This window comes from Novosphingobium sp. (assembly GCF_027486195.1).
Taxonomy (GTDB): Bacteria; Pseudomonadota; Alphaproteobacteria; order Sphingomonadales; family Sphingomonadaceae; genus Novosphingobium.
In genome coordinates this window covers 66896-88683 of the sequence record NZ_JAIXPP010000020.1, presented here as the reverse complement: position 1 = coordinate 88683, position 21788 = coordinate 66896, and the positions used below count along the sequence as shown (strand labels likewise).

At 66.3% G+C, this 21788-nt stretch carries 26 protein-coding genes and 2 tRNA genes; 15 read left to right on the top strand and 13 right to left on the bottom strand.

Translation table 11 applies throughout. The annotated features are described in order from the left end of the window. Positions 1–62: 62 nt before the first annotated feature. Together Q0071_RS04600 and Q0071_RS04595 are read right to left on the bottom strand one after the other, a co-directional pair. Positions 63–686 (bottom strand): flavin reductase family protein, encoded by a 624-nt coding sequence (locus tag Q0071_RS04600; protein WP_298165797.1) that lies wholly within the window; start codon positions 684–686, stop codon positions 63–65. Beyond that, on the bottom strand, positions 686–1630 hold the full coding sequence (locus Q0071_RS04595) for a carbon-nitrogen hydrolase family protein (protein WP_298165795.1): 945 nt from the start codon (positions 1628–1630) through the stop codon (positions 686–688). The genes Q0071_RS04600 and Q0071_RS04595 overlap by 1 nt, the downstream gene beginning before the upstream one ends. 236 nt (positions 1631–1866) lie before the next feature. Here Q0071_RS04595 and Q0071_RS04590 point away from each other — a divergent pair, with 236 nt between their 5' ends. Next, complete coding sequence (locus Q0071_RS04590) at positions 1867–2466, top strand: 2-hydroxychromene-2-carboxylate isomerase (protein WP_298165793.1); 600 nt, start codon at positions 1867–1869, stop codon at positions 2464–2466. Between the two features lie 14 nt (positions 2467–2480). Here Q0071_RS04590 and Q0071_RS04585 read toward each other — a convergent pair. Beyond that, a tRNA-Gly gene (locus Q0071_RS04585) sits at positions 2481–2554 on the bottom strand. Between the two features lie 156 nt (positions 2555–2710). Between Q0071_RS04585 and Q0071_RS04580 the strand changes: the two genes are divergently transcribed. Next, on the top strand, positions 2711–4840 hold the full coding sequence (locus Q0071_RS04580) for an acetate--CoA ligase family protein (protein WP_298165791.1): 2130 nt from the start codon (positions 2711–2713) through the stop codon (positions 4838–4840). A 148-nt stretch (positions 4841–4988) separates the two neighbouring features. Here Q0071_RS04580 and Q0071_RS04575 read toward each other — a convergent pair whose 3' ends face one another. The 7 genes from Q0071_RS04575 to Q0071_RS04545 all read right to left on the bottom strand — a co-directional run bounded on the left by Q0071_RS04575 (position 4989) and on the right by Q0071_RS04545 (position 10152). Then, a complete protein-coding gene (locus tag Q0071_RS04575; RefSeq protein WP_298165789.1) occupies positions 4989–6701 on the bottom strand; it encodes a hypothetical protein in 1713 nt (570 codons plus the stop codon). A 57-nt stretch (positions 6702–6758) separates the two neighbouring features. After that, positions 6759–7559: a GDSL-type esterase/lipase family protein gene (locus Q0071_RS04570; RefSeq protein ID WP_298165787.1), complete on the bottom strand. Its 801-nt coding sequence runs from the start codon at positions 7557–7559 to the stop codon at positions 6759–6761. Next, positions 7559–8788, bottom strand: coding sequence for an aminotransferase class I/II-fold pyridoxal phosphate-dependent enzyme (locus Q0071_RS04565; protein WP_298165785.1), 1230 nt, complete (start codon positions 8786–8788; stop codon positions 7559–7561). The genes Q0071_RS04570 and Q0071_RS04565 overlap by 1 nt, the downstream gene beginning before the upstream one ends. A 4-nt stretch (positions 8789–8792) precedes the next feature. Then, positions 8793–9032, bottom strand: coding sequence for an acyl carrier protein (locus tag Q0071_RS04560; protein ID WP_298165783.1), 240 nt, complete (start codon positions 9030–9032; stop codon positions 8793–8795). Between the two features lie 138 nt (positions 9033–9170). Continuing rightward, positions 9171–9482, bottom strand: coding sequence for a type II toxin-antitoxin system RelE/ParE family toxin (locus tag Q0071_RS04555; RefSeq protein ID WP_298165781.1), 312 nt, complete (start codon positions 9480–9482; stop codon positions 9171–9173). Then, positions 9483–9731 carry a ribbon-helix-helix protein, CopG family gene (locus Q0071_RS04550; RefSeq protein WP_298165779.1) on the bottom strand — a complete coding sequence of 83 codons (249 nt, stop codon included), beginning with the start codon at positions 9729–9731 and terminating at the stop codon, positions 9483–9485. Between the two features lie 58 nt (positions 9732–9789). Beyond that, positions 9790–10152 carry a response regulator gene (locus tag Q0071_RS04545; protein WP_298165777.1) on the bottom strand — a complete coding sequence of 121 codons (363 nt, stop codon included), beginning with the start codon at positions 10150–10152 and terminating at the stop codon, positions 9790–9792. 56 nt (positions 10153–10208) lie between these two features. Here Q0071_RS04545 and Q0071_RS04540 point away from each other — a divergent pair, with 56 nt between their 5' ends. The 5 genes from Q0071_RS04540 to Q0071_RS04520 are packed head-to-tail and all read left to right on the top strand — an operon-like array spanning position 10209 to position 13466. Continuing rightward, complete coding sequence (locus tag Q0071_RS04540; RefSeq protein ID WP_366886088.1) at positions 10209–10481, top strand: DUF3572 family protein; 273 nt, start codon at positions 10209–10211, stop codon at positions 10479–10481. Next, positions 10481–11116 carry an HAD family hydrolase gene (locus Q0071_RS04535; protein WP_298165775.1) on the top strand — a complete coding sequence of 212 codons (636 nt, stop codon included), beginning with the start codon at positions 10481–10483 and terminating at the stop codon, positions 11114–11116. The genes Q0071_RS04540 and Q0071_RS04535 overlap by 1 nt, the downstream gene beginning before the upstream one ends. Then, positions 11109–11576 (top strand): RidA family protein, encoded by a 468-nt coding sequence (locus Q0071_RS04530; protein WP_298165773.1) that lies wholly within the window; start codon positions 11109–11111, stop codon positions 11574–11576. The genes Q0071_RS04535 and Q0071_RS04530 overlap by 8 nt, the downstream gene beginning before the upstream one ends. After that, entirely contained in the window at positions 11548–12339 is a 792-nt protein-coding gene (locus tag Q0071_RS04525) for a glycerophosphodiester phosphodiesterase family protein (protein ID WP_298165771.1), read from the top strand. The genes Q0071_RS04530 and Q0071_RS04525 overlap by 29 nt, the downstream gene beginning before the upstream one ends. Then, entirely contained in the window at positions 12336–13466 is a 1131-nt protein-coding gene (locus tag Q0071_RS04520) for a GNAT family N-acetyltransferase (RefSeq protein ID WP_298165770.1), read from the top strand. The genes Q0071_RS04525 and Q0071_RS04520 overlap by 4 nt, the downstream gene beginning before the upstream one ends. Before the next feature lie 271 nt (positions 13467–13737). On the opposite strand, the gene Q0071_RS04515 is transcribed toward Q0071_RS04520, so the two are convergent. Next, positions 13738–14070 (bottom strand): hypothetical protein, encoded by a 333-nt coding sequence (locus tag Q0071_RS04515; protein WP_298165768.1) that lies wholly within the window; start codon positions 14068–14070, stop codon positions 13738–13740. Between the two features lie 260 nt (positions 14071–14330). Between Q0071_RS04515 and dksA the strand changes: the two genes are divergently transcribed. The 3 genes from dksA to Q0071_RS04500 all read left to right on the top strand — a co-directional run bounded on the left by dksA (position 14331) and on the right by Q0071_RS04500 (position 16945). Continuing rightward, positions 14331–14789: an RNA polymerase-binding protein DksA gene (dksA, locus tag Q0071_RS04510; protein WP_298165765.1), complete on the top strand. Its 459-nt coding sequence runs from the start codon at positions 14331–14333 to the stop codon at positions 14787–14789. 211 nt (positions 14790–15000) lie between these two features. Then, positions 15001–15363, top strand: coding sequence for a PilZ domain-containing protein (locus tag Q0071_RS04505; RefSeq protein WP_298165763.1), 363 nt, complete (start codon positions 15001–15003; stop codon positions 15361–15363). 112 nt (positions 15364–15475) lie between these two features. Beyond that, positions 15476–16945: an ABC transporter substrate-binding protein gene (locus Q0071_RS04500; RefSeq protein ID WP_298165762.1), complete on the top strand. Its 1470-nt coding sequence runs from the start codon at positions 15476–15478 to the stop codon at positions 16943–16945. 23 nt (positions 16946–16968) lie between these two features. On the opposite strand, the gene Q0071_RS04495 is transcribed toward Q0071_RS04500, so the two are convergent. Further along, the gene (locus Q0071_RS04495; protein WP_366886045.1) at positions 16969–17187 is read right to left on the bottom strand and encodes a DUF1674 domain-containing protein; all 219 of its coding nucleotides are present in this window, start codon (positions 17185–17187) and stop codon (positions 16969–16971) included. 29 nt (positions 17188–17216) lie between these two features. On the opposite strand from Q0071_RS04495, the gene Q0071_RS04490 reads away from it, so the two are divergent. Next, on the top strand, positions 17217–18479 hold the full coding sequence (locus tag Q0071_RS04490) for an RsmB/NOP family class I SAM-dependent RNA methyltransferase (RefSeq protein WP_298165760.1): 1263 nt from the start codon (positions 17217–17219) through the stop codon (positions 18477–18479). 86 nt (positions 18480–18565) lie between these two features. Here Q0071_RS04490 and msrA read toward each other — a convergent pair whose 3' ends face one another. Continuing rightward, on the bottom strand, positions 18566–19093 hold the full coding sequence (gene msrA, locus Q0071_RS04485) for a peptide-methionine (S)-S-oxide reductase MsrA (protein ID WP_298165758.1): 528 nt from the start codon (positions 19091–19093) through the stop codon (positions 18566–18568). 145 nt (positions 19094–19238) lie between these two features. On the opposite strand from msrA, the gene Q0071_RS04480 reads away from it, so the two are divergent. From Q0071_RS04480 to Q0071_RS04465, 4 genes are all read left to right on the top strand, one after another. Beyond that, positions 19239–20087 carry a methyltransferase gene (locus Q0071_RS04480; RefSeq protein WP_298165756.1) on the top strand — a complete coding sequence of 283 codons (849 nt, stop codon included), beginning with the start codon at positions 19239–19241 and terminating at the stop codon, positions 20085–20087. 124 nt (positions 20088–20211) lie between these two features. Beyond that, positions 20212–21078, top strand: coding sequence for an N-carbamoylputrescine amidase (aguB, locus tag Q0071_RS04475; protein WP_298165754.1), 867 nt, complete (start codon positions 20212–20214; stop codon positions 21076–21078). 51 nt (positions 21079–21129) lie between these two features. Beyond that, the gene (gene folK, locus Q0071_RS04470) at positions 21130–21624 is read left to right on the top strand and encodes a 2-amino-4-hydroxy-6-hydroxymethyldihydropteridine diphosphokinase (RefSeq protein ID WP_298165753.1); all 495 of its coding nucleotides are present in this window, start codon (positions 21130–21132) and stop codon (positions 21622–21624) included. 18 nt (positions 21625–21642) lie between these two features. Then, positions 21643–21718, top strand: a tRNA-Lys gene (locus Q0071_RS04465). Positions 21719–21788 lie beyond the last annotated feature (70 nt).

The following is a 21788-nucleotide window of genomic DNA, read 5'->3' as shown; positions in this document are numbered from 1 at the left end:
GACTCTCGCTGGAGCCTTTGTGCCCGTCTAGCTTAGGCGACAGAATGATTCAATCGAGTGAATCAATTTGTTCCGGGACGATAGACGGGTCTCTCCAGCGTCCGGTCGGTCTGGATCCGGGTATAGCCGCCCACGCCGTGAACCCGGCCCATCAGCTGCATCGCCACCGGATCGGGCCGCAGGCTAGCGGCATCGACGAACCGGTCGTCGATGGTCATCGCCAGAACTTCGCCCAGAATGATCGTGCTGCCCGGCGGCGCGTCGATCGCCTGATAGAGCCGGCATTCGAGGCTCACCGGCGCGCCCGCGATGCGCGGCGGCGCGACGAGTTCGCTCGGCAGCATCTCGAGCCCGGCCAGCATCGCCTCGTCGATCTCGGGCGGCGCATCCACGCAAGTCACGTTCATCGCCTCGAGCATCGGCTCGCTCACCAGATTGACGACGAATTCCTTCGTTTCCAGAATGTTGGTCGCCGTATCCTTGAGGCCGCCGCCGCTCCCCCGCATCGCGCCCAGCACCACCAGCGGCGGCGCGGCCGAGATCATGTTGAAGAAGCTGTAGGGCGCGACATTGCCCACGCCTGCCGCCGAAAGCGTCGATACCCAGGCGATCGGGCGCGGCACCACGGTCCCGGCCAGCAGCTTGTAGCGCTCGGCTCCGCTGAGCCCGTCCATCCTGAGGTGCATCAGGCGTCGTCCTCGATCCACGCCACCGCCGGCTTGGCTCGGCGGTCCACCGTGAGGCGGAAGACATCGGGCCGCGAATAATGCCCCACCGCATCGAAATCATAGCGCGCGCGGGCGATCTCGGCCGGGTCGATCTCGGCATAGAGCACCGTCTCGCCGCTGTAGTCCGGTCCCGCCAGCATTTCGCCCAGCGGCCCCACGATCAGGCTCCCGCCGCGCATCAGCACGGTGTCCGCGTCCTCGCCCAGCACGCATTCCTGCCCCTCGGGCAGATCGCGCCGCTGCAGGAACTGGCAGGCGGAGAGCACGTGGCAGCGCCCTTCCAGCGCGATGTGCCGCATCGAGGAGGCCCAGCCGTCGCGGTCGTCCGCCGTCGGTGCGCAGTAGAGCGTCACGCCCTGGCCATACATCGCCATGCGCAGCATCGGCATGTAGTTTTCCCAGCAGATCACCGCGCCTACGGTGCCGAGCGCCGTTTCCACCACCGGCAGGGTGGAACCATCGCCGAAGCCCCAGACCAGGCGCTCGGCTGCGGTCGGCATAAGCTTGCGGTGGTGCGCCATGGTTCCCGCCGTCCCGTCGATGATCAGCGCGGTGCAATAGAGCGTCGAGCCCACGCGCTCGATCACCCCAATCACCACGACCATCCCCGCAGTGCCAGCAGCCTCGCGCACCGCCGCGATTTCCGGGCCGTCCAGCGCCACCGCCGCCGCGTAGTACCGCGCATAGGCCTCGCGCCCCTCCGGCAGCCGCAGCCCGATCGGCGCGCCAAACCGTGCGCCCTTGGGATAGCCGCCGATAAAGGCTTCGGGAAACACGGCGAGCTTTGCGCCGGCGGCGCCGGCATCGGCAATCAGGCGGGCGGCCTTGGCTGCGGAAGCCGCGCTGCCGGCGGGGTCGGATGCGGCCTGCACAACGGCGGCGCGAAAGGGAGAACTGCTCATGCGCCGAGCCTAGCAGCGCCCCTGCGCTCGGGCGATTGCTAACTGCACGCTCTGCGCGGTACGAGGTGCGCCAGCAAAGCAGGGGGAGAGCAGGGTGAGCGAACCAGCCACCAACGGTGTGTTAGCGCGCTCGCGGGTGGACGATCGCGCGCAGGCCTTCGTCTGGCTGCACCAGCAACCCCGCTCGGCTTGGACGCACGAGCTTGATTTACGCCCATGGCAGGAGCGCTTCTGATATGACCAGGACTATCGAGTTCATCTTCGATTTCGTCAGCCCCAATGGCTACCTCGTGTGGGGGCCGCTCAAGGCTCTAGCCGCGCGCAAGGGCGCAACGATCACGCTGACGCCCGCACTGCTGGGCGGCATGCACAAACTCACCGGCAACGCTCCGCCGTTCATGCGCGATGCCGAAATCAAGGGCAAGAACGCCTATGCCCAACTCGAGATGCAGCGCTTCATCGCCCGCCACGGCCTCACGAAGTTCCGCATGAACCCGGCGTTCCCGTTCCGCTCGGTCGAACTCCTGCGCCTGCTCCTTGCCGCCATCGATCTCGGCTGCGGTGAAGCCTTTGCAGACAGCTTCTTGCGCGCAATCTGGGAAGACGGGCTGAATCCTGCGGACCAGGCCGCCGTCGATGCCGTCATCGCCGCCGCCAGCCTCCCCGCCGCCGCGCTGGCAGAGGGCGCCCAGTCCGCAGCCGTGAAGGACCGCCTCGCTGCCAACACGCAGGCGGCCGTCGATCGCGGCGCCTTCGGCATCCCCACTTTCTTCGTGGATGGCGAGATGTTCTTCGGCAAGGAACGCCTCGGCCAGATCGAGGACCTGCTGGGCTGAAACCGGGGGAGGGCTGGAGCGGGTAGCGGGAATCGAACCCGCATAGCCAGCTTGGAAGGCTGGTGCTTTACCACTAAGCTATACCCGCGTCGCGCGCTCGCATTGCCACGCCGCCCTTCCGCCCGTCAAGCTCCGGCCTGCCAACCTTCGGTCACTCACTCTTGTGGCCGCCCATGCGGGCAGCCTTGCTCTGCGTGGCAGCAGCGGCTATTGTTATAAGGTATAACCTAATCCGGAGAGCGACGTGCCCGATACCGCCATTACTGCCCCTGTCCTTCCGGCGCTCGAGCGGCTGCTGCGTCCGCGCTCGGTTGCGGTGGTCGGCGCTTCGGACAAGCCGGGCGCGCTCGGCACCACGCTGCTCTCCAATCTCGATGCCAATGGCTTTGCCGGGGCGGTTTATCCGATCAACCCCAAACGCGAGACGCTGGGCGGCCGCACCTGCTTGCCCGGGATCGAGGCGCTGCCCGAGGGCGTCGATGCTGCCGTCCTTGCGATTCCCCGCGCGGGGGTGCTCGATGCGGTAAAGGCGCTGGCCGCGCGCAAGGTTGGCGGTGTGGTCATCTTCGCGGCGGGCTTTGCCGAGGGCGGGCCGGAAGGCCTTGCCGAACAGCGCGAGATCGCGCGCATTGCCCACGAGGCCGGCATGGTTGTCGAAGGCCCCAACTGTCTTGGCCTCGTCAACTACGTCGACCGCATCCCGCTCACCTTCGTCGAGACCGACGCGCGGCCACCGGCGGGCAAGCGCGCGATCGGCGTCGTCTCGCAATCGGGCGCGATGGCCGCCGTGCTCGGCACCATGCTCCTCGCGCGCGATTGCGGCGTGTCCTACTCGGTCTCCACCGGCAACGAGGCGGCGAGCGGTGTCGAGGACTATGTCGAATGGCTGATTGATCAGGACGATACGCAAGTCATCGCGATGATCGTTGAGCAATTTCGCAAGCCGGAGCGCTTCCTTGCCGCTGCCGCGCGGGCGGCGGCTGCGGGTAAGCCGATCGTCCTGCTCCACCCCGGCACCTCCAGCGCCGCGCGCGAATCCGCCGCGACGCACACCGGCGCCATGGCGGGCGACTATGCCCTGATGCGCGCCAAGGTAACCCGCGCCGGGGTGATCATGGCCGAAACGCTGGAAGAACTGGGCGACATCGCCGAAATCGCGCTGCGCTGCCCGGCGCTGCCTGCGGGGCACACGGCGGTGCTGGGCGAATCGGGCGCATTCAAGGCGCTCACGCTGGATCTGGCGGAATCGCTCGGCCTCCCGCTTGCGCCGCTGCACGATGCGGATTCGCCCGCCCTGCGCGCTGCGCTGCCGCCCTTCGTGCCTGTCAGCAACCCGCTCGATATCACCGCACAGGGCCTTTCCGAACCGGCGATCTACACCCGCTGCCTCGAAGCGCTGCTGGATGATCCGCGCGTCGGCACCGTGCTTGCGGGGATCATCCAGGCTGAGGCGGTGACTTGCGCCATCAAGTTCCCGCCGATCCTTGCTGCTGCCACTGCGAAGACCCTCACCAAGCCGCTGATCTTCGCCGGCCTCGATGAAGGCGCTGCCGTTCCGCCGGAACGCATCGCCTCATTGCGCGCGGCGGGCATCCCATGGTTCCCCACCACCGAACGCGCGCTGCGGGCGATCACCCGCCTCACGCAGTTCTCGGCGCGCGACGTGACCACCACTGCCGAAGCCCCGCTCGCCGTGCCCGGCCTTGCCGGACAGGCGGGCGTGATCCCCGAATATCAGGCCAAGGCGCTCCTCGGCCCGCTCGGCATTCCCTTCCCGGCCGGGGCGTTTGCGGCAAGTGCCGATGCCGCTGTCGCAGCTGCCGAAGCCATCGGCTATCCCGTAGCGATGAAGGCGCAGGGCGCCGCGCTCAGCCACAAGAGCGATGCCGGCGGTGTGATCCTGAACTTGGCCGATGCCGCCGCAGTGCGCACCGCGTGGGACAAGATGCACGCCAGCGTCGCCGCCTATTCCGCCGCGATCACGCTCGATGGCGTGCTGATCGAGGGCATGGGCGCGCGCGGGGTGGAAATGATCGTCGGCGCGAAGAACGATCCCGAATGGGGCCCGGTCCTCCTCGCCGGCTTTGGCGGTGTCACCGCCGAAATCCTCGGCGACGTACGCCTCCTTGCGGCAGACATGACGGCGGAGGCGGTCGAGGCTGAACTGATGCAACTCAAGAGCGCGGCGATCCTTGCGGGCTATCGCGGCGCCCCGGCGCTCGATGTCCCCGCGCTCGCGCAGCTGATCGTCACGCTTGGCCGCGTGCTGCGCGCTGAACCACGCATCCGAGAAGTCGATCTCAACCCGGTGATCCTGCACCCCAAGGGCCAGGGCGTGGTCGCCCTCGATGCCTTGATGCTTGTGGAGGGCTGAAGAACCCCTCCGACCCCGGCTGCGCCGGGCCCACCTCCCCATTTGCCCTGCGGGAAAATGGGGAGGACCTTCCTGATCCTCCCCATTTTTGCGAAGCACAAATGGGGAGGTGGCATTCGCGTAGCGAATGACGGAGGGATAATCTTGCTCAATGCACCCGCACTGCCATCCCCTCGGCGCGCCGCAGCACATCCTCCGCAACCGCATCCCTCGGCCGCAGCCGCAGCGATTCCTCCGCTGCCGTGCGCGCGCCTGCCGTATCGCCCGAAGCCAGCAGCGCCGCCGCAACATCGCGCCGCACCGGATACCAGAACGCCGGCGGGTCGGAGAATTGCATGAAATCCTTGGTTTCCTCGATGTCCGCCGCCGCCGTGAACGCCGTGACCGCGTCCTTGTAGCGCCCTTCTGCCATGGCGATGCGGCCTTCCAGCACGCCGCGCGTGATGCCCAGCATCTGCTCGGGTGCGCGGTGATCGCGGTCGACTTTGCCCTCTGCCACTTGCGCCGGGATCGCCGCCAGCTCCGCCTTGGCACCTGCCAGATCGCGCAGCCAGACCATCGCCTCGCCCCGCGCATAGTGCCGTGCCGCCTTGAGGTAGGGCAGCTTCGGTTCGGCCAGCGCCAGCACGGCTTCCGGATCATCGAACCGCGCCATCGCGAAGTATCCCGCTGCGGCCAGCATCTGCGAAAATGGCTCCGCCTTCTCGCGCTCGGCGGACCGTTCGACCAGTGGCCGTGCCAGATTGAGCGCCGTGCGCGCGTCACCTGCCATCATCGCCCCGCCTAGCCCGAAGATCACGTTGTGCGCGTGATAGGGCAGATCCCACACGCCCTTGGGCTCGGGCAGGCCCAGCCGCCTGGCATTGGCCTTGCCGATCTCCACCGCGCGCCAGTTCGTATCGGCGGCATCCTGATAGCGGCCCACCCAGAAGAACGTGTGGCTTGGCATATGGACCAGATGGCTGGCATTGGGCGCCAGGTCCGCCAGCTTGTCGGCATAACGTTCGGCCTTGGCCGGCTCGCCGGAAACTTCAGTGGCGTGGATATAGAAATGGATCGCCGGGGTATGCTCTGGCGCGCGCTTCAGCACCTGCTCCAGCAGCGTGATAGCTGCATCGATGGCACCGTGGTCGAAATCCTCGGCGTCCTCCACGAACGAGGACACCATCAGCGCGTCCGCCGTCAGCACCGCGATCTCGTTGTCCGCCGGGTAGCGCGCGGCCACGTGTCGCATCGCTGCGGCATAGGCCACATCGCGCGCGTGGACGTTCTTGCCCGGCAGATAGCGCAGGATCAGTGCGTCGATCAGATCCCGCTCGCGCGCGGTGCCATTCTTCGCCGCCAGCGCCTTGGCCTTGCGCACCATCACGAGCAGCGGCGCGCGCTCCTTGGCGTCGCTGCCATAGTTGATCGTGGGGCCTGAAACGAGCGCCTTGCCCCACAGGCACATCGCGCAGCCCGGATCGAGCCGCACCGCCTCGGCCATCGCCGCGATCGCTGCCTTGTGCGCAAAGGCCGCGCCGAGTTCCAGCCCGTTGGAAAAGAACGCCTGCGCCGCCGGGACCGTGGTGCTGATCGTAAAGCCGCCGTTGCCATAGCCGGTGAGCAGCGTCGGCACTTTTGGTACGGTGTTGTCGTCATGCGAGGCATGGTCCGCATGATCTCCATGCCCCGGCTCGGCAGCCTTGGTCGCGCCCTCGGCAGTCTGCGCCTCGCTTAGTGGCTTGCCGGTGGAGGGCGCCTGCATGTCGTGCCCAGACACGTCATGACTGCCCATGTCGTGGCCCGCTTGCGCGAGCGCCGGTCCAGCCAGTCCCAGCAGAACCGCACTGACGATCGAATGGAATACGGCCTTGTTCAACGACTTGCCCCCCTTGCCAGCATGAAGGCTGGCACGGGCCACCATGACTGGCAATCTTTAGCGCTGCGGTGCGGCGGTCTTTTCCGCTTCGGCAATTGCGGCGCGGGTGATCGGCTCCATGATCGCATAGCCCTTGGCATTGGGGTGGATGCCATCGGGCGCAACGTCGGGGTTCATGCCGCCTTCGGCATTGACCAGCGTGCCGTAATAGTCGGCATAGACTGCGCCCCGCACCCGCGCGAGTTCACGCAGCCAGCCATTGAGCGCGACAACTTGCCTCGCCGGGGCCAGCGCGGGTTTCCATGGGAACTTCGCGGCGGGCAGGATGCTTGCCAGCACCACGCCGATCCCGTTGGCGCGCGCGATGTCGACCATTGCCATAACGTGGTTCTTGTACATCTCCGGGCTGTTGGGCCCGGTATTGCCCGCCAGATCGTTGGTGCCGATCATGATGTGCACCACGCGCGGGCGCAGCCGCACCACATCCTGATAGAACCGCACGAGGATTTGCGGGCTCGTCTGGCCGCTGATTCCGCGCCCCACCGCGCCCCCGGCAAACAGCTTCGGCGCAAGCGGCACCCACCCTTCGGTGATCGAATCGCCGATGAACACCACACGCGGCGGCGCGGCCACCTGCTTTTCCGCCTCGGCGTACTTGCATTCCCAGGCCCAGTCGTTGGCCTTCACATAAGGATGGCCGAACCACAGGCCGGTCTGATCGGGGCAAGGCTTGTCCAGCATCCCGTCGCCCGGCGCAGTGATGGGCGGGGAGGGGGGCGGGAAGCTCGGCGCCGCTGCCGTCTGGGCCAGTGCGGGCGCGGCCCAGAGCACCAGCGCGGCCGCGATCCCCCGCCGCATCAGATGATCCCCACGGCCTTGCCCGCACGTTCGAACATGCCGGTGATGATCCCCACCTGTTCGGCAGTATGTTCGGCGCAGAGCGAGCAGCGCAGCAGGGTCATCCCCGCAGGCGTTGCGGGCGGGCGGGCCAGGTTCACATAGAGCCCCTCGTGCAGCAGGGCTTCCCACATCATCGCCCCGCGCTCGAGGTCGGGCATGATCACCGCGATGATCGCGCTCTGCGGCTCCGCCGTGCCCAGCTTGAAGCCCAGGTCCGTCAGCGCCTTGTGCAAGGTGCGCGAGTTTTCCCACAAGTGCGCGCGCTTGTTGCCTGCGTGCATCAGCTTGCGGATCGAGGTCGCCGCGGTCGCCACCACGCTCGGCGGCAGGCTCGCGGTGAAGACATAGGGGCGGCAAACCAGCCGCATGATCTCGAACTTAGGATGGTTCGAAACACAGAAGCCGCCCACCGTGCCGACCGATTTGGAGAATGTGCCGATTACGAAATCCACCTGATCCAGCACGCCCTGATCCTCGGCAACGCCGCGTCCGTTCGGTCCGATAAAGCCCATCGAATGCGCCTCGTCCACCAGCACCATCGCGCCGTTTTCCTTGGCGATGCGGATCATTTCCTTCAGCGGAGCAATATCGCCCAGCATCGAATAGACGCCTTCGAGGATCACCAGCTTGCCCGCGCCTTCGGGAATGCGCTTCAGGCGCTTTTCCATCGCCTCGATATCGTTGTGCTTGAAGGGCACGACTTCGGCGTCGCCCATCTTGCAGCCGTCCCAGATCGAGGCGTGGCTATCGATATCGAGCACGATGTAATCGCCCTTGCCCGCGATCGTGCTGATGATGCCCAGGTTCGCCTGATAGCCGGTCGAAAACACCATGGCATGATCCATGCCGTAGAATTCCTTGAGCGCCTCTTCCACCGCGCGGTGGCCTGCATACGTGCCGTTGAGCACGCGGCTGCCGGTGGTGCCCGCGCCGAAATCGTCGAGCGCCTGCTTGCCCGCCGCGATCACGTCGGGGTCGAAGGTCATGCCCATGTAGTTGTAGGTGCCGAGCAGGATCGTCTCACGCCCGCTGCAGATTGCCGTCGTGGGCGAAAGCACCTTCTCCATCACGAGGCTGAACGGATCGGTCACGCCCGTCGCCAGCAGCGAACGGCGCGTCTCGATCAGCGGATCGAACTTCGAGAAGAGGTCGGTGGTCGGCATCTCAGGAGGGGTCATGTCGTTCATGGCTTCAGCCCTGCATCGTGGTCACGGCATCGATCAGCTGGCCATAGGTTTCGATCTCGGCCTGCTGGTTCATGCTGATGATGATGTCGAATTCGTCCTCGATGGCGGCCACGAAATCCATGACCGTGAGGCTGTCCCATTCGAGATCCCCGGCAAACGAGGTGGTTTCGGTGATCGGAACCGCGTTCTTGTTGAACGGTTCGATCACTTCGGCAATGCGGGCGGCGATAGCGGCGCGATCCATGGTATGTGTTCTCCGGCTTTGAGGCGCCCTTGCCCCAAGAATGCGGCTGAAAAGCGGCCAGCCACACCGCTTGTCAAGCGCGGCTGGCTTTTCGTGCATCGAGATCATGCCCCAGATCAAAGTCCGACGAGGTTTCGGCTAGCCCTTGCTGTCCTTGCGCCGCGTGACTAGCGCCCGGCTAAGATCGCGCGCGCCATGGAATACTGCCAGCACGGTAACCGCGGCGGTGTCGGCTTCGTAGACTACGATATAGGGCAGCCCGGTGATGGAGTATTCCCGCGTTCCTGGCAGTCGACCGGGATGGCCAAGCGCCGGAAACGCAAGCAACAGTTCCGTCGCCGCCACGATAGCACGATAGACTGCTTCCGCTGCGCGCCGGTCGTCAAGCGCGACGTATTCGACAATATCTTCCAGATCATTCGCTGCCGGTTCGGCAAAGACGAGGCGCACCTATCGGTTCCAGCCCTGCCTTGCGGCAATGCGTGAATAAACGGCATCAGCCGGAACAACCTGACCTTCGCGGGCCGCAGCTATGCCTGCCTCGATCCGCTCGATCTGCCAGGCGTTGCGCTCAAGATACTGCTCAAGGGCCAGACCGACGAGATAGTTGCGCGAGCGGTCCATTGCGGCGGCAAGTGCATCGATCCGCGCAACCATTTCCTTGCTGGTCCTGACGGTGATCGGCTCTGTTGATGCCATCTGAAACCTCCTGCAATCAGATGTAATCATATCATGGGTCTGGCCTTTGGATAAGCCCCTACACCAGCGCCTTCACCGCCATCATGAACGGCCCGATCGATACCGGCTTGGCGAGATAGCCTTCCGCCCCCGCCTCGCGGATGCGTTCCTCGTCGCCCTTGCCGGCGTAGGCGGTTACCGCCAGCACCGGGATGAGCCTCAGGCCAGGATCGCCCTTGAGGGCCTCGATCAGTTCGAGGCCCGAAATGTTGGGCAGCTGGATATCCATGATGATCAGGTTCGGCACGAATTCGCGTGCGCGAACAAGCACATCACGCCCGTCTGCCAGCGGCTCCACCGCAAAGCCGCCTGCCTTCAGCACATCGCAGAACAGCTTACGGTTGAGGTCGTTGTCCTCGACAACCAGTATTCTTTTTGCCACTGAGCCCCAATATCCTCATACCACCCCAGACACCTGCCTAGTCACCCCGGAAGGCCCTGACAATCGCCCGCGCATCCGCCTCCCTGCCCGATCCTGCCGCCACGGCGCTGCAGGCCCTTGGCTGGGTGCTCGGTGATGCTGGCCGTGCGGAGCGTTTTCTGTCCCTCACCGGTCTGACGCCTGACGAGCTGCGGACCGGTCTCGGCGATCCGGCGGTGCAGAGCGCGGTGCTCGAATTCCTCTGCGGGCATGAGGCGGATCTGATTGCAGCGGCAGATGCGCTGGGCCTCGCCCCGGCCACGCTCGCCGCCACCCGGGAGAGATTGTGATGAGTAAGCCGCTGGTGATCAGCGATTGCGATGAAGTGCTGCTGCACATGGTCGCGCCCTATCGGGATTGGCTGGGCGAGCAGCATGGTATCGATTTCGTGATGGAAGACAGCGATTTCGGCAAGGCCATGCGCTACGCCGGAACGGGTGATCCCGTCCCCGGGCCGGAAATCTGGCGCCTGCTCGGCCTGTTCTTCGATACCGAGATGCACCGCCAGCAGGCGATCTCGGGCGCGGTCGAGGGAATCAACGCGCTCGCCCGGCATGCCGATGTGGTGATCCTCACCAACCTCAACGACGATCGCCGCGATGCCCGCGCCCGCCAGCTCATGGATGTCGGCATCAACGCGCGCGTCTTCACCAATCAGGGGCCGAAGGGGCCTGCGCTCAAGGCCATTCTCGATGAATACCAGCCCAGCCGCGCGGTGTTCATCGATGATCTGCCGCAGCACCACGGCTCGGTCATGGAGATTGCCCCCCATGTCGGCCGCCTGCATTTGTGCGGCGAACCGATGATCGCGCGCCACATCGATTGCGCGCATGTCAAGGGCCACGCCCATGCCCGTATCGACCAGTGGGAGCACGCGCTGCCCTGGCTTATGGATCGTATCCACGGAGTGAACGACGATGACTGAGACCCCCGCCACACGGCTTGCCGAACTCGGCCTCACCCTGCCTGCTCCGGCAGCACCGGTCGCCGCCTATGTCCCCACGGTGGAGGCCGGCGGCTTTCTCTATGTCTCGGGGCAGGTCTCGTTCGTCGATGGCGCGCTGGTCAAGGGCAAGTTGGGCGCTGATCTCTCGGTCGAGCAGGGCTTTGCTGCCGCGCAGGGCTGCGGGCTGATGCTGCTCGCCCAGGCCCAGGCCGCACTTGGCTCGCTGGACCGGATCGCCCGCGTCGTGAAGCTCGGTGCGTTCGTGGCCTGCACCCCCGATTTCACCGATCAGCCCAAGGTCGCCAACGGCGCCTCGGAACTCATGGTCGCGGTGTTCGGCGAAACCGGCAAGCATAGCCGCAGCGCCGTCGGCGTGCCTTCGCTCCCCCTCGGCTGCGCAGTGGAAATCGATGCTGTATTTGCTCTCCATCCTGCTTGATCGCCTGCTGGCGCCGCCCCCGCAGGCCGAAAAGGTGGCCTGGCTCAAGGGCGTGACCTATGCGCATCGCGGCCTCCATGGTCCGGGCCTGCCCGAAAATGCGCTCTCGGCCTTTGCCGCTGCGATCGAGGCCGGGCTCGGCATTGAATGCGATGTCCAGCGCAGCAGCGATGGGCAGGCCATGGTCTTCCACGATTGGGAGCTGGACCGGCTGACCGCCGAGACCGGCCTCGTGATCGAACGCAGCGCGGCCAAGCTGGGCCAGATCCGCATCATCGGCAATGATGCGGACACGATCCCGTCCCTGCGCGAGCTGCTCGATCTCGTCGCGGGCCGCGTGCCCTTGCTGATCGAGGTCAAGACGCGGCCTTCCACGCGCATTCCGGCGATCTGCCTCGCGGTGCGTCGCATGCTCGAAGGCTATCGCGGCCCCGTCGCGGTTATGAGCTTCGATCCGCGCGTCTCGCACTGGTTTGCGCGGCATTCCAGCCACATCGTGCGCGGCCTCGTGATGATGGAGGAAAGCAACCGCACGCTTTTCGCGCGCACCCGCCGCCACATCACGCTCTGGCGCGCGCAGCCCGATTTCCTCGCTTACGACATTACCGACATGCCCAGCCGCTTTGCCGGTGCGCAGCGCCGCCGGGGCTTCCCCGTGCTCACGTGGACGGTCAACACGCCCGGCCTGATGGAGCGCGCTCTCAAGCACGGCGATGGTCCGATTGCGGAAGGAGCAGGGCTGGCAAAGGCCGCCCGCCCGTGAGCGTGACCGCGCGCGTCCACCACGCTGTCGGCGAGATTCCCGCCGCCGAGTGGGACGCGCTGGCTGGTGCAGGCAACCCCTTCACCAGCCACGCCTTCCTCGCGCTGCTCGAGGAATCGGGCAGTGTCGGCGGGCGCAGCGGCTGGTCGCCGCTGCCGCTGGTGATCGAGGATGCCGCCGGCATCGCCGCCGCCGCGCTGCCCGCATATCTCAAGGGCCATAGCCAGGGCGAATATGTCTTCGATCACAACTGGGCCGATGCCTGGCACCGTGCGGGCGGGCAGTATTACCCCAAGCTCCAGATCAGCGTGCCCTTCACCCCCGCCACGGGGCCCCGCCTGCTGACGGGCGATCATCCGGCCCTTGGGCTGCCCCTGCTGCGCGTTGCCGAGCAGATCTGCGCGCAGAACCAGCTTTCCTCCGCCCACGCCACCTTCATCGAGCCGTCGCAGCTGCCGCTGTTCGAGGAAGCGGGCTGGCTCCTGCGCACCGATACGCAGTTTCATTGGAACAACCAGGGCTACGCCAGCTTCGACGATTTCCTGGGCCAGCTCTCCTCGGAAAAGCGCAAGAACCTGCGCAAGGAGCGCGCCAAGGCGCAGGACGGGGTGGAGATTCGCCAGCTCACCGGCGAGGCTATTCGCCCCGAGCACTGGGACGCGTTCTGGGTGTTCTATCAGGATACCGGCGCGCGCAAATGGGGCCGCCCCTATCTCACGCGTGAGGCCTTCACCCTGATGGGTGAGCGTATGGCGGACCGCATCTTGCTGGTCATGGCCTTCATCGGCGATCAACCGGTGGCCGGCGCGCTCAACTTCATCGGGTCGGAAGCGCTCTACGGGCGCTACTGGGGGGCCGTGGTCGACAAGCCCTTCCTGCATTTCGAGCTGTGCTACTATCAGGCAATCGACGCCGCGATCGCACTCGGCCTCAAGCGGGTGGAGGCGGGCGCGCAAGGCCAGCACAAGCTGGCGCGGGGCTACAAACCGGTGCCGACCTGGTCGGCGCACTACATCACGGACCCCAATTTCCGCAGCGCCATCGCCGATTTCCTCGAACGCGAACGTCGCGGCGTGGCGCAGGAACAGATGTGGCTGGGCGAGAGGACGCCGTTCAAGAAGGGGTAGGGCGGCAGTTCCTCTCCATTTTCACGAAGTGCAAATGGGGAGGGGGACCGCCCGAAGGGTGGTGGAGGGGTAAAAAGGCGCTGGCTCGCGCCTTCGCTGGAGAACGTACGGATAGTCAGTTCGAACGTTTGAAGGCTATCTTGCAGCAAGCCTTCGCAGCTCCAGCCGATACCTACGTTACGCTCACCGCCGATGATATCATTGCGCGCTACAAGCGGACTGTGGCGACACCGGGTTCACAATCCAAACCGAGCTCGCTTCCAGACGATACTTAGGCCGCGCGGCTGTCGGTCCGCATCATGCGCAGCCACTCGCGGGCGCGGCGCTGGGCTTCGGCGATCTCGCGCGCGGTCATGTCGTCCGAAACCTCGGCGCGGCAGTTTGCCGCTTCCTCGTGCCCGCCCACTGCGGCAAGGTTGAACCACTTATGCGCCTCGATCAGGTCGCACGGCGCGCCGTGGCTACCGGTCGAATAGGCGACGCCAAGGTCGAACAGCGCATCCATGTCGCCTGCCGCCGCAGCAGCCAAGCAGGTCGCGACGAGCGTATCGGCGGCGGCGGAAGCTTCGGTTTCGGAAACCAGCTTGATCCAAGTCTGTGCCATAAACGTTTCCCCTGTCCCCCCGAACCGTGATGACGCTTGGCCGGGCAGGGACAAAGTCAACAATCTTGGTCAACAATTGGTTAACGCCGAAGAAAAGGCGGCATTTGTCCGGGTTGGGTACAACTTGGCATTGCCCCTTAGGAAAACCTTGTGCGGATTCCGCCACTTGCTTATAGGCCCGCCAAACCGGGAGCCACAGGTGTCCTTCCGCGGGCGTCGCGGCGGCCGGGGGTCGCAAGAGCATGAGCTTGGAGGGCCGGATGGCTGGGGTTTTGAGTGACGAGATCGACGTTCTGGCCAAAGCACGTCGGGCCATGCCCGGCGATTACATTCCTTCCGATGATGAGCCCTACATGGGTGAGGCGCAGCAGGACTATTTCCGCCGGCTGCTGCTCGAATGGAAGAAATCGATTCTCTCGGCATCGGCCGGCACGCTCACCGCGCTGCAGGATGGCCCGATCCGCGAGCCCGACCTCAACGACCGCGCTTCGAGCGAGACCGAATGGGGCATCGAACTGCGCACGCGCGATCGCCAGCGCAAGCTGATCGCCAAGATCGATTCCGCGATGCGCCGGATCGATGAAGGTGAATATGGCTATTGCGAAGTCACGGGTGAACCCATCGGGCTGGGCCGTTTGATCGCCCGTCCGATCGCCACGATGACCGTCGAAGCGCAGGAAGCGCATGAACGGCGCGAGAAAATCTCGCGCGATATGTAGGATCGGCGGCGTTAAACGCTCTGGCCGGAGAGTGTCCCGCTCCGGCACAGCCTAAGCAAAAACACGTTAACGCCGCGCCGATTTAAGATTCCGTTAGCCAGCCTCGCTTAGCAATCCGCGAGAAAGTTTTGCGACTTTCCTCGTGGCGTGCAGTGCGGCTCATCGCACTGATCGTTGGGGCCTTCTTTGGCAGATGAGACGGAAACCGGGCGTGACTGAACTCGATCATCGGCAAGTAGGGCGTGACAGCCTGTTTCTCATGGCGGACGTGCGTCTGGCCGGGGCGGGCGACGAGCACCGCGTCAAGGTTCGCAACCTTTCGGGCGGGGGGATGATGGCCGAAGGCCATGTAAAGGTCACCCGCGGCGCCAAGCTTGAAATCAATCTGCGCAACATCGGCTGGGTCGAAGGCGTCGTCGCCTGGATTCAGGAAAACCGCTTCGGCATCGCCTTCGTCGAGGACATCGATCCCAAGCTCGCACGCGAACCGATCGTCACCAGGTCCGACGAGACGCCGCGCTTCGTCAAGCCGGTGCTCGCGATGGTTGACCCGACCCGGCTGCGCAAGATCTGATCAAACGCAAAAATTTCTGCTGATTCTCGCGGTCATGCGGCCCTTCCGGCGCTGACCGCTGCGGCCTTGCGTGCTAGCACGGCTCCTGATGGTGCGTGCCTCCCGCCTTTCCATGGCTGCCGCCCTGGCCCTCGCCGGGCTCGGTACTCTGGTGCTGGGCGTCTCTGCCTGCGGACGGCGTAGCGAGGGGCCGCTTCCGATCGCCCTCATCGGTGATCGCACCGCGCTCGATACCAGCAGCCTGCGCCTGTCGCCCGCAGCACGCACGATACGCGGCGCAACGGTTGAGGGCCTCGTCGCTTTCGACGCCGAAGGCCATGTCGTCCCCGCCATCGCGGATCGCTGGATCATCACCGATGATGGGCAGAGCTACATCTTCCGCCTGCGCGACGGCACCTGGCCGGGCGGCGCGCGCATCACCGCAGAAACCGCCGCCGCCGCGCTGCGCAAGTCGCTCGCGCTGCTGAAAGGCACCGCGCTCGGGCTCGATCTTGCCGCGATCGAGCAGGTCCGCGTCATGGCGGACCGGGTGATCGAGATCGATCTCGTTGCGCCCGTCCCCGATCTGCTCACGCTGCTGGCCCAGCCCGAGCTCGGCCTGCCTTATGCCCGCCGCGGTTCCGGTCCGATGGGCCTTGCCCGGCGCGGCAGCGGGCTCGAACTGTCCCTCATTCCCCCGGAAAAGCGCGGCCTCGTGCCGGAGGAAGGCTTTTCCAGCCGCGCGCGCAATCTTGTCGTCGAACTCTTGCCCGCGAAAAAGGCGGTGGACCGCTTCAACGATGGCGCCGCCGATCTTGTTCTTGGCGGGCGCATCGATTCGCTGCCGCTTACCGAACAGACCGGCCTCGCGCGCGGGAATATCCAGCTCGATCCGGTGATCGGCATGTTCGGGCTCCTCATCGAAAGCGAGGCAGGCTTCCTTGCCGAAGCGCCCAACCGCGAAGCGCTGGCGCTCGCCATCGATCGCGATGCGATCATCGCCGCGTTCAACATCGCCGGCTGGCAGCCCACCACCCGCGTTGTCTCCGCCGGGGTCGAAGGCGATGCCGGCACCGTGGGCGAGCGCTGGGTCGGCGTCGCACTCGATGCGCGCCGGGCGCTGGCGGCCGAGCGTGTCACGCGCTTCATGGCCAGCGGCAACTCCGCCCCGCTGGTGCGGATCGCCGCGCCCAATGGACCGGGCACGCGGCGGGTGATCGATCTGATCGCGGCCGATTTCAAGGCCATCGGCGTGGTCGCGGTGCAAGTTGCGGAAGACAAGCCTGCCGACCTGCGCCTGGTCGATACGACCGCGCGCTATGGCCGCGCCTCGTGGTTCCTGAACCAGCTCGCCTGCTCGGTCCACAAGCCCGCCTGCAACGCGGCCGGCGATGCGCTGCTCGCCGATGCCCGCCAGACCGCCGACCTGCGCGAACGCGCGCGCCTGCTGGGTCAGGCCGAGGCTGAAATGACCGCCGCCAATGCCTATATCCCCATCGCGCGGCCCTTGCGCTGGTCGCTCGTGCGCTCGGGCGTCAGCGGCTTCGCGCTCAATGTCTGGGGCTGGCACCCGCTGCCGCCGCTGGCCGCGCTGCCGAAGTGAAGAGCGTCCTCCGCAACAAACCCTCAGAAATCGATTGCGATCCCGTTCTTCTCCCAATCGCCAAACCGCGTGGGATCAAGCCCGTCGGGATCGTCGCGTTGCTCGGCCGGGGCGGGCACGGGGGCGGGTTCGTTGGTCCAGTGCGCGGGCCGGGTAAAGCCTGCGGGGCGGGTTGTCGCGCGGGGGATCGGCTTGTCCATCAGGTCTGCCTGCCCAAGTCCGCGCGCAAGCGCAATTGCCAAGATGGGCACCACGCGCGATAGGCTGGCCAATGGCCCGTTCTCCCCAAGCTGCCGAAGCCGATATTCCCGGTGTTCCCGCCCGCCGCGCTGCGCTGCGCCTCCTCGATGCCGTGCTGCGCCGGGGCGATCCGCTCGATCAGGCTGCCCCGCCGGTGCTGCGCGCCATCGAGCGCGGCGATGACCGCGCCCTCGCGCTGGCCATCGCGGCTGAAGCGCTGCGCTGGCTGCCCGATCTCGATCGGCTGATCGATGGCGCCACCCGCCAGATTCTCCCCGAGGATGCCAAGGCGCGCAGCGTGCTGCGTCTCATGCTCGCGCAGGCGCTGCGCCTCGGCCTGCCGCCGCATGCGGTGATCGCCACCGGGCTGCCGCTGCTTGTCGGCGGCCCGCGCCGCCTCGCCCACGGCGTATTCTCCGCCGTGCTGCGCGCAGAGGGCTTGCCGGACAGACCCACGCTTCCCGCCGCCACGCTCGAACGCTGGACCAGTGCCTGGCCCACCCGCGTCGATGCCATCGCCGCGGGCCTCGCCGTCCCTCCGCCGCTCGATCTCAGCTTGCGCGATCCGGCGCGCACCGATGAATGGGCGACACGCCTCGGCGGCACGTCGCTCGCGCCCGGTCATGTGCGCCTTGCGCGTGGCGGGCCGATCGAAAGCCTCGAAGGCTTCGCCGAAGGGGCGTGGTGGGTGCAGGATCTCGCCGCCTCGGTGCCTGCGCGTCTGCTGGGGCCGGGTGAGGGGCGCCGCGTCCTCGATCTCTGCGCTGCACCCGGGGGCAAGACGATGCAGCTCGCCGCCGCCGGCTGGCGCGTCACCGCGCTCGACAAATCTGCCCGCCGTCTTGAACGCCTGAGCGAAAACGTCGCGCGCGTGGGCCTCGAAGTCGAAGTCGTCACCGCAGACGCCATGCAGTGGCGCCCGTCCGAACTCTACGACGCCGTGCTGATCGATGCGCCGTGCAGCGCCACCGGCACCTGCCGCCGCCACCCGGACGTGCTCCACCGCCTGATCGACCAGACCGCCCTCGAAGAACTCCAGCGCGGCCTGCTTGAGCGGGCTTCGGGCGCGATTCGCGCCGATGGCCGCCTCGTCTATGCGGTCTGCTCGCTGGAGCCGGGGGAAGGGGAGGCTCAGGCGCAATGGGTCAAGGCGCTCGGCCCTGTCCCCATCACCGCCGATCAGCTTCCCGCCGGCCTCACGCCCACGCCCGAAGGCTGGTTCCGCAGCGATCCAGGCATGCTCGCCGAATCCGGCGGCATTGACGGCTTCTTCGCCGCGATGTGGGAAAAATAGGGACAGTCCCCTTTTTTCCTGCACCCACATCCCCAACCCGCTCATCCTGAGCTTGTCGAAGGATGCAAGTACGAGGGGGCCCGCGCTTACCCCTTCACCTTCGCCGCAAAGCTCTTGCGCAGCTTTTGCAGCTTGGGCGGGATCACCGCGAGGCAATAGGGATTGCGCTGGCCTTCGCCCTGCCAATACTCCTGATGGTAGTCCTCCGCCGGATACCACGTGGCCGGGCCCTCGATCGTCGTGACCACCGGCTTCGGATTGGCCGCAGCCGCCCGCGCAATTGCCGCCTCCATCGCCGCGCGCTGCTCGTCATCGACCGGAAACAGCGCCGACCGGTACTGCGTGCCGACATCGTTGCCCTGCCGGTTCAGCGTCGTCGGGTCGTGCGTCGCAAAGTGGATATCGAGCAGGTCGTCCAGCGAGAGCAGTTCGGGATCATAGGTCACCCGGATCGCCTCGGCGTGTCCGGTCGTCCCGCTGCACACCTGCTTGTAGGTCGGGTTCGCGCCCGTCCCGCCGATATAGCCGCTCTCCACCTCGATCACGCCTACGACGTCGCGGAACACCGCTTCGGTGCACCAGAAGCACCCGCCCGCCATGATTGCCTGCGCCATTCACTTGTTCCTTGCTTCCGGGGGAATTGCCCCCGATGTCATGCCCAGTCAGCTATGAGGGCCAGATAGGAACGAATGACCCGGTTGTCATCGCCTCCTGCCCGCTTAGGCTATCCTTCGCTCGAATCGCCCCCGGAGTTACTTCATGCGCAAAGCTGCCCTTTTCTCCGCCCTCCTGCTCGCTGCCGCTGCGTCCGTTCCCGCAGTGCTTCATGCCGCGCCAGAAGGCCCAGCCGCCACCGCCGCCGATCCCGCCATGGCCACGGCGCTCGCCGATCCCCGGCGCGACAAGGATCGCGTACGCGATGCCTTCCGCCACCCGGCAGAAACGCTGGCGTTCTTCCGCATCAAGCCGGGCATGACCGTGGCGGACTACATGCCCTCCAGCGGCTGGTACACGCGCATCCTCGTCCCCTATCTGGGCGAAAAGGGCCAGTACATCGGCATCACCGCTGGCCTCGCCGCTGCCTCGGGCGATACCAGGACCCGCCTCGCTGCCTTCCCCGCCCAGTTCCCGCCCAAGGCCGCCAGCTGGACCGGCGTTCCCGAAGCGCGCATCCCCGCCTACACGCTCGATGCCATCCCGCCCGAGCGCAAGGGCACCGTCGACCGCGTGATGATCATGCGCGAAGTTCACAACATGTGGCCCGATGGCTACCTCTTCAACGATCTCGCCGCGATCCGTTCGCTGCTCAAGGATGATGGGCTCCTCGGCATCGAGGAGCACCGCGCCAAGGCCGATGCCCCTGCGTCCTACACCCAGGGCACCATGGGCTACATGCGCGAGGCCGATGTCATCGCGCTCATCGAAGCCCACGGTTTCCGCCTTGTCGGCAAGAGCGAAGTCAACGCCAACCCGAAGGACACCGCCAACTGGCCCGACGGCGTCTGGACGCTGCCCCCCGTCCTCACCCTCAAGGACAAGGACCGCGCGAAGTACGAAGCCATCGGCGAAAGCGACCGCATGACGCTGCTCTTCGCCAAGCGGCCCTGATCCGCCTCGGCGCGATCGACCCATAACTTCGTCATTCCCGCCTGCGCGGGAATGACGAGTGTCTGGTACGTTCGGTCAGCGCATCTCCTTTGACATTCCCGCAAAGACCCACCACTTCCCGCCCATGACCCAGCTCACCGTCGCCGCCCTCCAGCTCGCGCTCGGCGCACCCGATGCGCAGACCAACATCGCCGCCGTCAGCGCGCTGGTCGAACAGGCCGCGCAGCAGGGCGCGCAGGTCGTCCTTCCGCCCGAACTCTTCGCCGGCCCCTATTTCTGCACGGTGGAGGACGAAGCCCTCTTCGCCCTCGCGCATCCCTTGGCCGAAGACCCTTCCGTCAAGGCCATGCAGACGCTCGCGCGCAGCCTGAAGATCGCCATTCCCACCAGCTTCTTCGAGCGCGAGGGGCATCACTACTACAACACCCTCGCGATGATCGGCCCCGACGGCGAGATCATGGGCACCTACCGCAAGAGCCACATTCCGGATGGCCCGGGCTATGAGGAAAAGTACTATTTCCGCCCCGGTAACACCGGCTTCAAGGTATGGGATGTCTTCGGCACCCGCATCGGCATCGGCGTCTGCTGGGACCAGTGGTACCCGGAATGCGCGCGCGCGATGGCGCTGATGGGCGCGGAAGTCCTGTTCTATCCCACCGCCATCGGCAGCGAGCCCTACGATCCCGGCCTCGATACCAGCCGCGTCTGGCGCCGCGCGATGATCGGCCACGCGGTTTCGAACTGCATGCCGGTGATCGCCGCCAATCGTATCGGCAGCGAAAGTGTCGGCGGCACGCCCCCGCAGCGCTTCTACGGCCACAGCTTCATCGCCGACCAATGGGGCGATTTCCTCGCTGAATATGGCGCGGAAGAAACCGGTATCCTCACCGCCACGCTCGATCTCGCCGAAGCCGCCCGCCACCGCGCCGGCATGGGCTTCTTCCGCGATCGCCGCCCGCAGCTCTACACCCGCCTTGCCGAAGATATCTGAGCGGGGAAACCGGCTCCTCCCCCCGTTCGTGTCGAGCGAAATCGAGACACCATGCCCTACCACTACCTGATCGCGCTCGGCTCCAACCAGCGCCATCCGCGTCACGGCCCTCCTCCGCAGGTCCTGCGCGCCGCACTCGCCGCCATGGCGGGGGCGGGCCTTGTCGTTGAAGCCATCTCGCCGATCATCGCCAGCGCCCCCATCGGCCCCTCGCGCCGCCGCTATGCCAACGCCGCCGCACGGATCGCCACACCGCTCGATCCGCCCGCGCTGCTTGCCCTGCTCCAGTCCCTCGAAACCCGCTTCGGCCGCGTCCGCCGCGGCCAGCGCTGGGGCGCCCGCACACTCGATCTGGACATTGTGCTGTGGAGCGGCGGCCCCTGGCACAGCAAGACGCTCACCGTTCCCCACCCCCGCTTCCGGACACGCCCATTCGTCCTCGGCCCCGCCGCGACGGTCACCCCGGACTGGCGCGATCCATCAGGAACCTGCACCATCCGCCACCTCCACGCCCGCTTGACCCGGCCCCGCCCCACCCCTAGGTGAGGCTCACCCATCTGCGGGGGGCCCTTAGCTCAGTCGGTAGAGCAACTGACTTTTAATCAGTAGGTCGCTGGTTCGAACCCAGCAGGGCTCACCATATCTTTCTGGATGTTTCCAGTATTTGCCGCGCCCGGTGAATGAGGCGCGGCCTTGCGGTCTCCGTCCGG